Below are 14778 nucleotides of genomic sequence, written 5' to 3'. Positions count from 1 at the left end.
AATGTCGGAAAGACACAAAAGTAGATTATTTTTCTAAAAAAAATATATTTCTTTTCAATGTTTTCAAAGGATAGCGCTTGATTGCAGATTTTTCGAACACTGAATCGAAATTATTTTCGTTTAAATCATTCCAATCATCAGTAGTCATGTTTACAATACTTTGTATTGGCATAAAAGAGTTGTCGGTTGTAACAAAGGGATGTCGGTTATGCGGGCACACATCCTGGCAGGTATCGCAGCCATAAATCCAGTTGTTCATTTTTCCCCTGAAACTTTCAGGTATTTCGTCACCGGGTTCAAAAGTTTGGTACGAAATGCACTTTCGTGCATCAAGAACATAGGGTTTGACCAATGCACCAGTGGGGCAGTTGCTGATGCACAAGGAACAATTCCGGCAAAGGTCTTGTGCAAAGGGTTCATTATAATCAAGTTCCAGGTTGGTAAGAATTACGCCTATAAAGAAAAAGCTGCCTTCACCTGGTTTGATAAAAAGAGTGTTTTTTCCTTGCCAACCCAATCCTGCCTTCACTGCCCATTTTTTTTCGAGCACCCTTCCTGAATCAACAAAAGACCTGGCATGTGAATTTGTAAAATTTTTACGGATAAAATTTGACAAACGAGATATTTTTTTCTTCATTACTTGATGGTAATCTTTTCCGTAGGCATATTTTGAAATTTTATAGGCACAATAGTCAGGTTGCAGATATGGTGGGTAATAACTTTTTAATAATACTATTACCGATTGTACTCCAGGTAGAATTTTCGACGGGTCAATAATTTGTTCGAAGTTATCTTGCAAATATTTTTTCGAACCATTATATCCCCTTTTCAGCCATCCATCAATATATTTAGCTTCTTGTTCAAGAAATTCATACGGGGCAAAACCACAGTGTTCAAATCCGAGTTTTTCGGCTTCCAGCAGAATTAACTTTGATGTTTCTGAATTCATTCTTCGAATAAATTAGGTTGTGATTTTGTTTTTCTTTTTCCAAGATGAACAAAAGCCATTTCAGTAACTTCCCGCCCACGAGGTGTTCGCATCAGGTATCCTTCTTGGATAAGAAAAGGTTCGTACACCTCTTCAATGGTCCCCGGGTCTTCACCTACTGCCGTGGCAATAGTGGTAATCCCCACCGGACCTCCTTTAAATTTTTCGATGATGGTGGTCAAAATCCGGGTATCCATTTCGTCGAGTCCGTTTTTGTCAACATTAAGAGCAGCAAGAGCAAAATGGGCAATTTCAATGTTGATGGTTCCATTACCTTTTATCTGGGCAAAATCGCGTACCCGTCTGAGTAATAAGTTAGCAATGCGTGGGGTTCCCCGGCTGCGCCGGGCTATTTCGGATGCTGCTTCCGTATGTATTGGGACATTAAGTATGGTTGCCGAGCGAAGAATAATTTTTTCGAGCGTTACTGCATTGTAATATGAAAGACGGGAGTTTATCCCAAACCGCGAACGAAGGGGAGCCGTAAGCAAACCGGAACGGGTAGTAGCTCCAACAAGTGTAAACGGGTTAAGGTTAATTTGGATACTACGGGCATTGGGACCACTTTCTATCAGTATATCAATACGAAAATCTTCCATGGCGGAATAAAGATATTCTTCTATTACAGGACTTAAGCGATGGATTTCGTCAATAAAAAGTACATCGTTGGCTTCTAAGCCGGTAAGCAATCCGGCAAGATCGCCAGGTTTGTCGAGCACGGGACCCGAAGTAAGTTTTAAATTTACTCCCATTTCGTTGGCTATGATGTGAGAGAGAGTAGTCTTTCCCAAGCCGGGAGGTCCGTGCAATAAAACATGATCCAGCGCTTCGCCACGTTGCCGGGCGGCTTTTACGAAAATTTTCAAGTTTTCCACCACATTTTCCTGTCCCGAAAATTCAGTAAAATCAACAGGTCTGAGCATCTTTTCCATCTCTTTCTCGGCGGCACTCAGCCTGCTACCCTCCGGATTCAGGTTTTCGTTCATTATTTGTAAATTATTAGCAACAAACCTACGTGAAATTTAAATTTTTACAAAATTACCCGTGTTTTTCTATAAATACTATGTGAAATGTAATTTTTTTTTATCTTTACTAAGTTTTGATTGGAATACGAAGACTGTTCTTAATCATTTATTCACAAAAATTTCACACAATGAAAAAGATCATTGTTGGCATTGATTTCTCAAGGGATTCCGTTCATGCCCTTGAATGTGGGATTATGTTTGCCAATAAAATTGGAAGCGACTTGCTTATGGTTTGGGTGGATAATATTAGCGGACAATCCACTTTACTCCCTTACGAAACAGCAAAAAGCATTGAAATAAAAGAAGAAGCTAAAGAAAATCTGGAAGAGTTGGTTAAACGGTACAAAAAAGATTTGTATAAAAGTAAACTCTATTACCGGCAACGCAAAGGCAAGGTGTATCAGGAAATTGCTTATCAGGCAAAAGCCTCCAATGCCGACCTGGTTCTTACGGGTGCGCATGGAATTACCGGCTACGAAGAATATTGGGTAGGCAGTAATGCTTTCAGGATAGTAGTATCTTCGCCCTGCCCTGTTATTACCATCCGGCAGTCGTTCCAATTCGATAACAACCTCGATAAAATAGTATTACCCATAGACAATACACCCGAAACGATACAAAAAGTACCGTTTACCACCCAACTTGCTTCTTTCTTTAACAGCGAAATGCACCTGCTTACGTTGTTTTCTACCAACATAGCTTCGGTAAACCGTAAAACAGAAAGTGTGGCACGGCAGGCAGCTAAGTATATTACATCTAAAGGGTTACATGCATATATTGAACCTGTGTCTACCGAAAATGTGACCAATACAACGCTTCACTATGGCGAAATCATAAAGGCAGGTCTTGTTTCGATAATGACAGAGCAGGAATCGGCATCCATTCAAAGCCTGTTAGGTGCTTCGGCACAACAAATGATAAATAATTCTACAATTCCCGTGTTGAGCATACAACCGAATGAACTTTTTTCGTTATAAAATTTGTAAAGAGGAATATAAAATGAAAAAATTACAAGTATATCTGTTGAGTTGTCTTTTTACAAGTGTTTGTTCCGGTATTTTCGCCCAGAATCCAAGATCAGGATCCGTTGAACTGATTCAAGATGAAAGAGTAGAAAAATTGGTAGAAAAACAGATACTATTGAACGAAAAATTCCCGGGAATAGAAGGATACCGGATACAAATTCTTTTTGAATCGGGAAACTACTCTAAAAGAAAAGCCACAGATTCAAAAGAACAATTTATCGGAAAGTATCCGGATATACAAGCATATATAACATTTCAGGAACCTTATTACAAGGTAAGGGTAGGAGACTTCAGAACTCGGATTGAAGCACAGGGTTTTTTGCAACAGATAGCTCTTGATTTTCCAAATGCCTATGTGGTTAAAGAAGAACAAATAAATGTTGAAGTAAATAAAACAACTAACTATTTAAAATATTAAAACTATGAAAGATATTATTGTAGCTATTGATTTTTCCGATTGTTCTATAAATGCCCTAGAACATGCTATCAGTATTGCTAACAAAACCCATTTGAATATCAATATGGTTTGGGTTAATAATCCGAATGTTACCAAAATAGAAATTTTTTCCGGTAAGTCGGACGAACTGATAAGTGAAGTGCAGAAACAATTTGGTTTGTTAATTAAAAAATACAAGTCTCAACTCGGAAAGTCAACAATTGATTTTAAAATCAGAGAGGGGAAAGTGTACCGCGAAATTGTAATGGAGGCAAAGGAAAGTGAAGCTACTCTGATAGTAGCCGGTACTCACGGAGCTTCGGGCTTCGAAGAGTTTTGGATTGGGAGCAATGCTAATAAAATTGTTTCTGCAGCACCCTGCCCGGTAATTACCATTAGGGCAGGCAGAAGTATCAGGCGGAACCTGGAAAAGATAATTTTACCGATTGATAACACTCTCGAAACCCGCCAGAAAGTGCCCTTTACTGTTTCTTTAGCCAGTTATTTTGATGCGGAAATTCATGTATTAAGTGTATTGACTTCAAAAGTGGATGAACTGCGTAGCAGAGTTCTGTTATATTCGAGCCAAGTGATGAAGCATTTAGAAAAAGAAGGGATAAAAGGTGTTGGCGTCCAGGTGGAAGCCGATAACATTACCACTGCAATAATAGAATATGCCGAAAAAGTTGATGCCAATCTTATTTCCATCATGTCGGAACAGGAAAAATCCATGTCGAATCTGCTGATGGGCACTTATGCACAACAAATGGTTAACCGTTCGCCGATACCAGTTCTTATTTTACATTCACAGGAACTGTTAATGGTAACTTCGATGTAGAACATGATGAATAAAAAAAGTGCCGGAATTTCCGGCACTTTTTTGTTTAATAGCAATTATTCGCGTTTAGGTTTAGGAAAGCTGTTTTTAATCTTTCCACCATCGTTTTCTCCCCTTCGCGTAACCATGCACGCGGGTCGTAGAATTTTTTATTGGGTTTGTCAGCTCCTTCCGGATTGCCAAGTTGTCCTTGCAGATAACCTTCATTCTTACGGTAATATTTTAAAACACCTTCCCAAAAAGCCCATTGGGTATCGGTATCAATGTTCATTTTTATTACGCCATAAGAAATTGCTTCCGCAATTTTTTCCGGTTCGGAACCCGATCCGCCATGAAAAACAAAATTTACTGGTTTTTCCAGTGTATTGTATTTCTTCTGAATGTATTCCTGTGAATTTTTAAGAATTATAGGCTCCAGACGAACATTTCCGGGTTTGTAAACACCGTGAACATTACCAAAAGAAGCAGCTATAGTAAAATTGGGACTGATAGCACTAAGCTCTTTCCATGCAAAAGCCACATCCTCCGGTTGTGTGTAAAGGCGTGAACTATCTATACTTGTGTTGTCAACACCGTCTTCTTCGCCTCCGGTAACGCCCAGTTCAATTTCAAGAGTCATGCCTATTTTACTCATACGATCCAGGTATCTTTTACATATTTCTATATTTTCATTAAGAGGCTCTACCGACAAATCAAGCATGTGAGAACTAAACAACGGTTTTCCGTGTTGTTTAAAATATTTTTCTCCAATATCCAGCAGCCCATCTATCCAGAGAAGAAGTTTTTTCGCAGCATGGTCGGTATGTATAATTACCGGAATTCCATATAATTCGGCTAATTTGTGGATATGTTCGGCGCCTGAAATTGCACCGGTAATAGCTGCTTTTTCGCCGTCGTTGGGAAGAGATTTCCCTGCATAAAAAATGGCTCCCCCATTGGAAAACTGGATGATAATCGGAGAATTAGCTGCTTTTGCAGCTTCCATCACCGCATTTACCGAGTCGGTACTAACAACATTTACAGCAGGAAGAGCAAAATGATTTGCCTTAGCTATTCTGAATATTTCTTGTACATCATTGCCGGTAGCTACGCCCGGGGCAACTTTTGATGAAATTTTTTCTAACATAAGCTTATTTTTAAGAATTTATTTTAAGAGTCAAAATTACAAAAAATGCAGGAATCAGAATCGTTAATAATTATGTAAATTTGCACACTGAGAAACGGGGCCCCGTAGTTCAGTTGAATAGAACGTCAGATTCCGGTTCTGAAAGTCGTGGGTTTGAATCCCTCCGGGGTCACATCTGGTAAAAAGTTACCGAAAGGTAACTTTTTTTTTACATACATTCCAGGGGATCATAAGCGGAACGAGCGAATCTCCCCGGGAGGGCACCTTCATTAAAAAAGCCACCATTTAGGTGGCTTTTTCTCCTTTCTTACATCGGTTTTACCGGAATGCAAATGTCCACAACAAATTCCTTTTCAGGGCATTTATCCCCTTCGTTGTGGTACAACTCATACGGATAACCATCCGCTGGCTGGTAACCGCTTTCGGTAAGCCACAAACATACAGAGTTCCAGGCATCTTCAAATTCTGTTGGGCTGATTATAAAACTTCCCACCACGTACTTTCCTCCGGGAATACTTAGTTTGCCAATCTCTCCTTCTGTTTTCACATCACCTTCCACGGTAATGCAGGCACTCTGGCGCAGCTTGCCGATTTCGGTAACCTTGGGATCGTCGTGATATACCGTTACTCCTTTAGTTTTGGGAAAGTCGAGCAATCCTCTGGCACCAGCCCATTTAAAAATTTTGTCGTAAGCTTTTCCAATCTGGTCGAAAGCTCCGGTGTGCCGACAGCAAATCAGATTCATTGCCGGCATTTCTTTAATTTGAATGTTTGTTTCCATAATTGACCTCCATTTTTCGTTTGGTTTTATAAGCCAAAAGTACTCCTCGGATGCCGGTTCCGTTTTACCGATTTTGCTTTGTGTTTGACGATTCTTGCTAAGATGCGGATGTTTCTTGCTACGAAACTCGGAGGCATTCATTTCAAAACGTTCGCGAAAGGCTCTGGCAAAGGCTGAAAGACTGTTAAACCCACAAATTTCAGCAATTTCGCCAATGGGAGTTTCTCTGTTGTCAATCAAAAGCGAAGCAGCTTTTTCTATCCGTTTTCGTTTGAGGTAATTATTCAGGGTTTCGCCGGTCATGGCCGAAAAAATCCGGTGGAAATGGAATGGTGAAAAATTAGCAACATCCGCCAGTACCGAAAGATTCAATGGCTGGTGGATGTTGGCTTCGATATAATCCATTACTTTATGAATACGCGCAATGTATTCTTTTTGATATGGATTTGGAAATTCCATAGATTTTTAGTATGCTCTTGCAAAAACCACTCGTTGGTGGGAAGGTTTTCCGGTTAAAATACACTTTCCTTCTTCCTGCTTGTTATTCAACGGAATAGTACGAATGGTAGCTTTGGTCAAATCTTTAATTTTTTGTTCCGTTTCGGTAGTTCCATCCCAATGTGCTAATACAAAACCACCTTTGTTTTCGATGATATTTATAAATTCGTCCCAGCTATCCGCCCGGAAAGTATTGTTTTCGCGGAAATCGAGCGCTTTGTTATAAAGGTTTTTTTGAATGATTTCGAGTAAATTAACGATTTTATCTTCAATATCTGTGAGTTGATAAACCGATTTTTCAAGGGTATCACGTCGGGCAACCTCTACGGTTCCGTTTTCGATATCTCTTGGTCCCAATGCCAAACGAACAGGTACTCCCTTGAATTCGTGTTCGTTAAATTTCCATCCGGGTTTGTAAGTGTCTCTGTTATCATAGTTAACACTTATTCCCTTGTTTTGAAGGGCTTTTTTAATTTTTTCAGCAGTTTCTGAAACTAAGGATAATTGTTCCTCATTTTTATAAATGGGAACAATAACCACCTGAACTGGTGCTAATCTGGGAGGTAAAACCAATCCATTATCATCAGAATGTGCCATGATGAGTGCTCCCATCAGTCGGGTAGAAACACCCCAGGAAGTAGCCCACACAAAATCGAGTTTGTTTTCTTTGCTTAGGAATTTAACATCAAAAGCTTTAGCAAAATTTTGCCCCAAAAAATGGGAAGTTCCTGCCTGTAATGCTTTTCCATCCTGCATCAGCGCTTCTATACAATAGGTTTCCACAGCACCGGCAAACCGTTCGTTAGGCGATTTTATGCCTTTCAGAACGGGAATAGCAAGCCAGTTTTCGGCAAAGTCGGCATACACATTAAGCATGCGCTCGGCTTCTTCAATGGCTTCTTTGCGGGTTGCGTGAGCGGTATGTCCTTCCTGCCAAAGGAATTCGGCAGTACGCAAAAACAGCCGGGTACGCATTTCCCAACGTACAACATTAGCCCATTGATTTATCAACAAAGGCAAATCGCGATATGACTGAATCCACGAACGATAGGTGTCCCAGATGATGGTTTCGGAAGTGGGACGAACGATAAGTTCTTCCTCCAGTTTCGCATCTTCATCTACAATAATGCCAGAGCCATCCGGAGCATTTTTCAACCGGTAATGGGTTACTATGGCACACTCTTTGGCGAAACCTTCCACATGGCTGGCTTCTTTGCTGAAAAATGACTTTGGAATAAATAGTGGAAAGTAAGCATTTACATGCCCGGTATCTTTAAACATTTTATCCAATGTTGCCTGCATTTTTTCCCAGATAGCATACCCATAAGGTTTAATAACCATACAACCGCGAACAGCTGAGTTTTCTGCAAGATCGGCTTTTATAACCAGGTCGTTGTACCATTGGGCATAGTTTTCTTTCCTCGACGTTAATTCTTTTGCCATAGTTAAATTGTGGTATAATATTTGCTTTTAACAGTATAAATTTCAAATAGAAATTATAAGCAGCAAAATTATAAAAATAAAGCAAAAAATGAGGTCATTCACTAAAATAACGGAGGAAAAACCCATGAAAACCTTAAGTGTATATCTGGCAGGAATAATGTTGGTTTTTGCATCGTGCACCACAGCATACCAGGCAACAAGCAACGATGACGATGTTTATTATTCATCGAAAAGGAAACAGCCCCAACAGGTAAAAGAAGAAAAACATATTGTAATGGTAGAAGACAGAAATGTTACTACCCCAGAAAGTGATTACGAAGCAGAGCAATCGCAGCCTGTTGAAAATTACACACCTGATAACAGCCAATTGCAGGAATCCCAACCGGTAACAGAATCGTACCAGGATGAAAACGGCAATAATATCACCAATAATTATTATTACAATACCGATGATTATTACGACTATGCTTACTCTGCCCGTCTTCGCCGTTTTTACAGCAATTATTATTATCCCAGTTATTATAACGATTACTATACCAATTTGTATTGGTACGATTACAATCCCTACAGTTGGGGAACCAGTATTTATTTAGGATACAACTGGTGGTATCCCGGGTCTAATTACTATTGGTCGTATCGTCCGTTTTATCCGTATGCATATAATAATGACTTCTTTTGGTACCAACCATGGGGTTACGGTAATGGGTATAACTGGGGATACAGCCAGGGCTATTGGAACGGTTATTGGGATGGATATTATAATGGTAGTTGGTACAATCCCTATATCCCTTATTACAACAGCTACGATTATAATTCACATTATTATGGACAAAGAACAGACCGGAGTTCTACAAGCGGAACTACCCCGGGCGGTGGTTCAGGCAGAAGAAATGATATAAATTTTGGTGAACGTTATGAAAAAGCTCTTGCTTTGGAAAAAGACAGGAACACCCAACTCAATCCGCGGGAAAATAAGCAAAAACAAGGTGCTGAACCCAAAGTTTCCACTACAACACGCAAAAATACCATTGATAATATTTCTACCAATTCGGAAAGACAAAAACCGACAATCCAGGATGAACAGCAAAACCGCTTTTCGAATACAAATGGCAAAGAGTCTACAATAAATACTAATGAAAGAAACAAAACAGCAGAACCTGTTTTGCCCGGAAACCGTAATACATCTATTCAAAAAGAAAAACCAAATACTGAACGTAAAGCCAATCCCATAGGCGGAAATACCGGCAGGTTTAGCAAACCCGATGAAAATATCATTCAAAACGAAAAGAGCCGTAATACGCAACCTGAGATAAAACCACAGAGTGAAAGATTGAAAAAACCAACCGAAGTGCGTCAATCCGACAACAGAAAACCCCAGCCTTACAGCCCTCCAACTTATGCAAAACCCGGATCAAGAGATGAATATACCACTCCTAAATACCGTAACCGTTTAATGCCTGAACAAAAACCCGAAGAAAACAAACAAATCAGAAAAGAAATAAACCAACCTGCAGAAAAAAGAACAACTGATGGACAACGCAAAACCTATCAACCAAACAATTATACTCCATCTCGTCCTGCTCCCCGTGAAGCCCAACAGAATTACTCGCAACCTGTAAAGAAATCAAGTGATAATTCCTCTGGTAATGAAAACAAAAATCATTTTACCCCTTCAAGGTCAAGTTCAGGAAATAATTCGTACACTGCTCCTTCGCGTTCCAGTTCTAACAGTGGTTCATATTCCGCGCCTTCACGGTCATCTGGCAGCAGTGGTTCGGGATCATCCGGTTCGGGAGGCAGAAGAAGGTAATTGTATAACGTAATATAATTAAAAAAATGAAAAAAATAGTTTTAATAAGTATAATGTTGTGCTTTTATAACTTTACCCAGGCACAAACAGAAATAGATGCTCTACGCTATTCGCAACTCACCTTTGGAGGAACAGCCCGTTACATGGCAATGGGTGGTGCTTTCGGAGCATTGGGAGCCGATTTTTCCACCCTCAGTACAAATCCTGCGGGAATAGGTTTATATAAAAAATCGGAATTTACGTTCAGCCCTTCTTTTTACAAAGGGAATACCACCTCCACTTTCGGCAATTCTGAAGCTTCTGATTCAAAATATAATTTGAATATCAGCAATGTAGGTTTTGTTTTTGTATTTCCACTTTCTACTAATGCCGAAAAGGCTGGATGGAAAAATGTGCAATTTGGCTTTGGATTAAACCGCCTTGCCAATTTTAATAACCGTATGTACATTGACGGGTTTAACAGCAAGTCTTCTTTGCTAACTCCGTTTTTAGATTATGCCGATGGAATAAATCCCGATGATTTGTATGTATTTGATACAAAGTTAGCATACGAAACCGATCTTATTTTTGATACCATCAGCGATGGAGAATACCATTATAATTCCGATATGCCCAATGGAGGAGTGCAACAAACCAAATCCATTACAACCAATGGCTCAATAAATGAACTGGTAGTATCTGTTGGTGGAAACTTTGATAACAAACTGTATTTTGGCGCAACGCTGGGGTTTCCACAACTCCGTTACTTTGAGCAATCAAAATATACGGAATCGGACATTAATGATCTGAACCCCTATTTTGAATCGTTTGATTACCACCAGGACCTGGAAACAAAAGGAAATGGCTACAATCTGAAAGCCGGAATCATCTATCGTCCGTTTGATTTTTTGAGATTGGGTGCCGCAGTGCATACACCTACTTTTTACAACTGGATGAAAGACAACTGGAGTGCCTCTATGACATCACGTTTTGATAATGCACAGGGATACAAGAAAAATTCACCGGAAGGTGAATTTGAATATACCCTCGAAACTCCTATGCGTCTTATGGGAAGCATTGCCTTCATTATCGGCGATTATGGCTTAATTAGCGGTGATTATGAATATCTTGACTATTCTGAAGCCAAATTGCGTTCCGACGACGGCGATTTTTTCGATGCCAATGACGCAATAAATAATTGTTATACTGATCAAAACAATATACGGCTGGGAACAGAATGGAGACTTGGCAGCATGAGTTTAAGAGGAGGTTATGCATGGTATGGCTCTCCCTATGCAAATAATATCAACGACTATGAACGCCGTTCAATGTCGTTCGGGATAGGATTCCGTGAAAAGACTTATTTCGTTGATTTTGCATATGTTCGTACCGAAAGTAATGAGGATTATTATCTTTACGACAAGATTTATTTTACAGAACCCGTAAAAAATGAAATTAACAACAACAATTTCATAATGACAATGGGATTTAAATTTTAACCTGTAATTACCATGTGTTTACAAAACCGGCTTTCCTGATATTAGCCGGTTTTTTTATTATTAACCTTAAAAATGCCGAAAATTTTATACTATTGTAAAATATTTTCCGATGGTAAAATATGGGCGGTATTGCAGAAAAAATTGAACAGGTACAAGGAAAGAAAAAATTCTTTGCGGTACTGGTTGATCCTGATAAAGTGGATGAAAACAGGATTAATCAGCTTGTTAGTTTAAGCCTGCGTGCAGGAGTAGATTTTTTTTTGGTGGGAGGAAGTCTTTTAACTCAAAATACCTTTGAAAAATGCATCCTTCTGCTCAAACAACAACAAGATATTCCTGTGATTTTATTTCCAGGAAATATGATGCAAATCAGCAATAACGCCGACGCCATTCTTTTCCTTTCTCTTATTTCCGGCAGAAACCCTGATTTCCTCATAGGGAAACATGTAATTGCAGCTCCGGTATTAAAAAATAGCAAACTTGAAATAATTCCTACGGGTTATATGCTTATAAATAGCGGAAGACTAACAACGGCTGCCTATATGAGTAATACCATGCCAATTCCTTCCGAAAAAACAGATATTGCAGTATGTACAGCCATAGCAGGGGCTATGTTAGGGTTGAAAATGATGTATTTGGATGCAGGTAGCGGAGCCGAATGTGCCATTCCTCCGCGTACGATTAATGCTGTAAAAAGTGCCATTTCAATTCCTGTTTTTGTGGGAGGAGGTATTTGTACGGCTGAACAAGCCCAAAATGCCTGTGATGCAGGAGCCGATGTGGTAGTTGTAGGAAACGCCATCGAAAAATCACCTGCACTTATCACAGAAATAGCCAATGCAATAAAAATGTAATCCTGAAAATCCAGGAAAATCTGCAATAAATCGGAAAATCTATCATCACTTTAATAATAAAACGTTAATAAAATGCAAAAAAATATCAGATTATTACTCTTTGTAGTTTTCACAATATGGAGTATTGTTCTTTCAGGGCAGAGCAAATTATTAAATCCGGAAGAATTTATGACAAACAGGAGTCTGTATCCGACATCTTTACAAAATTTTCAGTGGATAGGGAGTAGCAATATATATTCATACATTACTTCTAAAGCAATAATACGAGGTAATGCAGAAACATTGCAAAAAGACACATTACTAAAACTTTCCGAAATTAATGAAAAACTATCTGAATTAAAAATTGATAACCTTCGCAGATGCCCATTTATAACATGGGTAAATAATGAAGCATTCATCTTTACCCAGAAAAATAAACTAATCCGTTTTAATCTTATTTCAAAAAAATATGATATTATCAATAGTTTTGATGAAAACGCACAAAACATTGATATTGACAATGAATCTTTTAAAATAGCTTTTACAAAAGAAAACAATCTTTACATAACGGTTAACGGAACAGAAACAGCTGTAAGCAATGAAAATAATAAAGAAATTGTCTTTGGCTCCGAACGGGTACACCGTAACGAATGGGGTATCAGCAAGGGAACTTTTTGGTCGCCCAAAGGCAATCTGCTTGCATTTTATCGCATGGACGAAACTATGGTTACGGATTATCCTTTGGTAAATATTGATACCCGGATTGCTACTGTTGAAAATACCAAATATCCCATGGCGGGCATGACGAGCCACCAGGTAACAGTAGGAGTGTTTAATACGACCACTCAAAATACGGTTTATTTACAAACAGGAGAACCAGTTGACCAATTTTTGACCAATATCACATGGTCTCCCGACGAAAAATATATCTTCATTGCGGTTCTTAACCGCCAACAAAACCACATGTGGCTGAATCAATATGATGTAGCTACAGGTAAATTCGTTAAAACTCTTTTTGAGGAAGCAAATGAAAAGTATGTTGAACCTTTACATGGTTTGTATTTTCTGAAAACAAAACCCCAGTTTTTTATTTGGCAGAGCCGCCGCGACGGATATAACCATTTATATCTTTACAATACTGAAGGGAAACTGATTTCGCAGCTTACAAAGGGGAAATGGGAAGTGAGCGAACTTATCGGTACCGATGAGAACGACAGCCATTTGTATTACCTTTCAAACCAGGAAGACCCCCTTGAACAACATATTTATTCGCTCGACTTCAGAAAAGCAAAAACAAGTAAACTATCCAGAATTTCAGGAACACATAATGCCTATGTTTCAGCCAATGGCAACTATATTGTTGATAGTTACACAAGTTATACCATCGCCAATGAATATGCGCTTTTAGACAGCAAAGGGAAAGTATTACAAACTCTTCTTGAAAACAAAAATCCATTAAATGACTATCAATTAGGTAATACATCTGTTTTTCCCGTTAAAAGTAAGGATAATGAAAATTTATATTGCAGGATGATTTTTCCAACGGATTTCGATTCTACAAAGAAATATCCTGTTTTTGTGTATGTTTATGGAGGTCCTCACAGTCAGTTGATAACCAATTCATGGTTAGCTAATGCAGGTTTGTTCCTAAATTATATGGCGCAGAATGGGTATATTGTTTTTACAATGGATAACCATGGAACATCTAACCGTGGTCAGGATTTCGAACAGGCAATTTTCAGAAATCTCGGTACTATTGAGGTAGATGACCAGATGTTGGGTATAAAGTACCTGAAGACACTGCCTTATGTGGATACTACTGATTTTCACATTGACGGATGGAGCTATGGCGGATTTATGACTATTTCCATGATCCTGAAAAATCTGGGAGTTTTTAAATGCGCTACTGCCGGGGGACCGGTAATTGATTGGAAATATTACGAAGTGATGTACGGTGAACGTTACATGGACACACCGGAAGAAAACCCGGAAGGGTATAAAAACGCCTGTCTGCTGAATTATGTTGACAATCTTAAAACCCGACTCTTGATAATTCATGGTACTGTGGATGGAACTGTAGTTTGGCAAAACAGCCTGCAATTCGTGAAAACCTGTGTAGAAAAAGGTAAGCAACTTGATTATTTTGTATATCCCGGACATGAGCACAATGTTCAGGGGGTAGACAGGGCACATTTATTCAAAAAAATTGCGGAATACCACAACCTTTACAGGTAAAAAAAGGCAGGTAGTCAATTTTTCACGACTGCCTGCCTTTTTCAGAGCCACTCATGGAACTTGAACCCACGACCTTCCCGATTGAATCGGGACGCTCTACCAAATTTGCGAGATATACCAAAGAATGTATTTTTAGGCTTAATAGACAAAAATGATGCTGACAGGCCATTCAAATGCAGCAATAGTATAACTTTGGAGCATTTGAAAGCTATGAATAAAAAATTTGCTTTTATTGCGGTTCCAAAATCACCAAAAAAAGTGG

12 protein-coding genes and 1 tRNA gene are annotated in these 14778 nt (G+C 39.0%); 8 read left to right on the top strand and 5 right to left on the bottom strand.

All coding sequences use genetic code 11. The features are described from left to right. Nucleotides 1–25: 25 nt before the first annotated feature. The gene (queG, locus tag M0R21_09040) at nt 26–949 is read right to left on the bottom strand and encodes a tRNA epoxyqueuosine(34) reductase QueG (protein MCK9617963.1); all 924 of its coding nucleotides are present in this window, start codon (nt 947–949) and stop codon (nt 26–28) included. After that, complete coding sequence (gene ruvB, locus M0R21_09035; protein ID MCK9617962.1) at nt 946–1974, bottom strand: Holliday junction branch migration DNA helicase RuvB; 1029 nt, start codon at nt 1972–1974, stop codon at nt 946–948. The genes queG and ruvB overlap by 4 nt, the downstream gene beginning before the upstream one ends. A gap of 167 nt (nt 1975–2141) precedes the next feature. Here ruvB and M0R21_09030 point away from each other — a divergent pair, with 167 nt between their 5' ends. The 3 genes from M0R21_09030 to M0R21_09020 are packed head-to-tail and all read left to right on the top strand — an operon-like array spanning nt 2142 to nt 4312. Beyond that, entirely contained in the window at nt 2142–2990 is an 849-nt protein-coding gene (locus tag M0R21_09030; protein MCK9617961.1) for a universal stress protein, read from the top strand. A gap of 22 nt (nt 2991–3012) precedes the next feature. Beyond that, nucleotides 3013–3456, top strand: a complete 444-nt coding sequence (locus M0R21_09025; protein MCK9617960.1) for an SPOR domain-containing protein — start codon at nt 3013–3015, stop codon at nt 3454–3456. Between the two features lie 4 nt (nt 3457–3460). Next, complete coding sequence (locus M0R21_09020) at nt 3461–4312, top strand: universal stress protein (GenBank protein MCK9617959.1); 852 nt, start codon at nt 3461–3463, stop codon at nt 4310–4312. Nucleotides 4313–4358: 46 nt separating this feature from the next. Here the strand turns inward: M0R21_09020 and fbaA are convergent, their stop codons facing one another. Further along, on the bottom strand, nt 4359–5438 hold the full coding sequence (gene fbaA / locus M0R21_09015; protein MCK9617958.1) for a class II fructose-bisphosphate aldolase: 1080 nt from the start codon (nt 5436–5438) through the stop codon (nt 4359–4361). Nucleotides 5439–5536: 98 nt separating this feature from the next. Between fbaA and M0R21_09010 the strand changes: the two genes are divergently transcribed. After that, a tRNA-Arg gene (locus M0R21_09010) sits at nt 5537–5610 on the top strand. 135 nt (nt 5611–5745) lie between these two features. Here M0R21_09010 and M0R21_09005 read toward each other — a convergent pair. Together M0R21_09005 and proS are read right to left on the bottom strand one after the other, a co-directional pair. Beyond that, nucleotides 5746–6678 (bottom strand): AraC family transcriptional regulator, encoded by a 933-nt coding sequence (locus M0R21_09005; GenBank protein ID MCK9617957.1) that lies wholly within the window; start codon nt 6676–6678, stop codon nt 5746–5748. 6 nt (nt 6679–6684) lie between these two features. Continuing rightward, nucleotides 6685–8160, bottom strand: a complete 1476-nt coding sequence (gene proS, locus M0R21_09000; GenBank protein MCK9617956.1) for a proline--tRNA ligase — start codon at nt 8158–8160, stop codon at nt 6685–6687. A gap of 124 nt (nt 8161–8284) precedes the next feature. Here proS and M0R21_08995 point away from each other — a divergent pair, with 124 nt between their 5' ends. The 4 genes from M0R21_08995 (at nt 8285) to M0R21_08980 (ending at nt 14516) form a co-directional block, all read left to right on the top strand. Continuing rightward, nucleotides 8285–9970 carry a hypothetical protein gene (locus M0R21_08995; GenBank protein ID MCK9617955.1) on the top strand — a complete coding sequence of 562 codons (1686 nt, stop codon included), beginning with the start codon at nt 8285–8287 and terminating at the stop codon, nt 9968–9970. A gap of 26 nt (nt 9971–9996) precedes the next feature. Then, nucleotides 9997–11448: an outer membrane protein transport protein gene (locus M0R21_08990; GenBank protein ID MCK9617954.1), complete on the top strand. Its 1452-nt coding sequence runs from the start codon at nt 9997–9999 to the stop codon at nt 11446–11448. A 119-nt stretch (nt 11449–11567) separates the two neighbouring features. Then, nucleotides 11568–12302 (top strand): geranylgeranylglyceryl/heptaprenylglyceryl phosphate synthase, encoded by a 735-nt coding sequence (locus tag M0R21_08985; protein ID MCK9617953.1) that lies wholly within the window; start codon nt 11568–11570, stop codon nt 12300–12302. A 72-nt stretch (nt 12303–12374) separates the two neighbouring features. Then, nucleotides 12375–14516, top strand: a complete 2142-nt coding sequence (locus tag M0R21_08980) for a S9 family peptidase (GenBank protein ID MCK9617952.1) — start codon at nt 12375–12377, stop codon at nt 14514–14516. Nucleotides 14517–14778 lie beyond the last annotated feature (262 nt).

This window comes from Lentimicrobiaceae bacterium, assembly GCA_023227965.1.
Classification (GTDB): Bacteria; Bacteroidota; Bacteroidia; order Bacteroidales; family JALOCA01; genus JALOCA01.
Note: the sequence above shows the minus strand (reverse complement) of the source record. Positions and strands in the feature narration are given on the sequence as shown.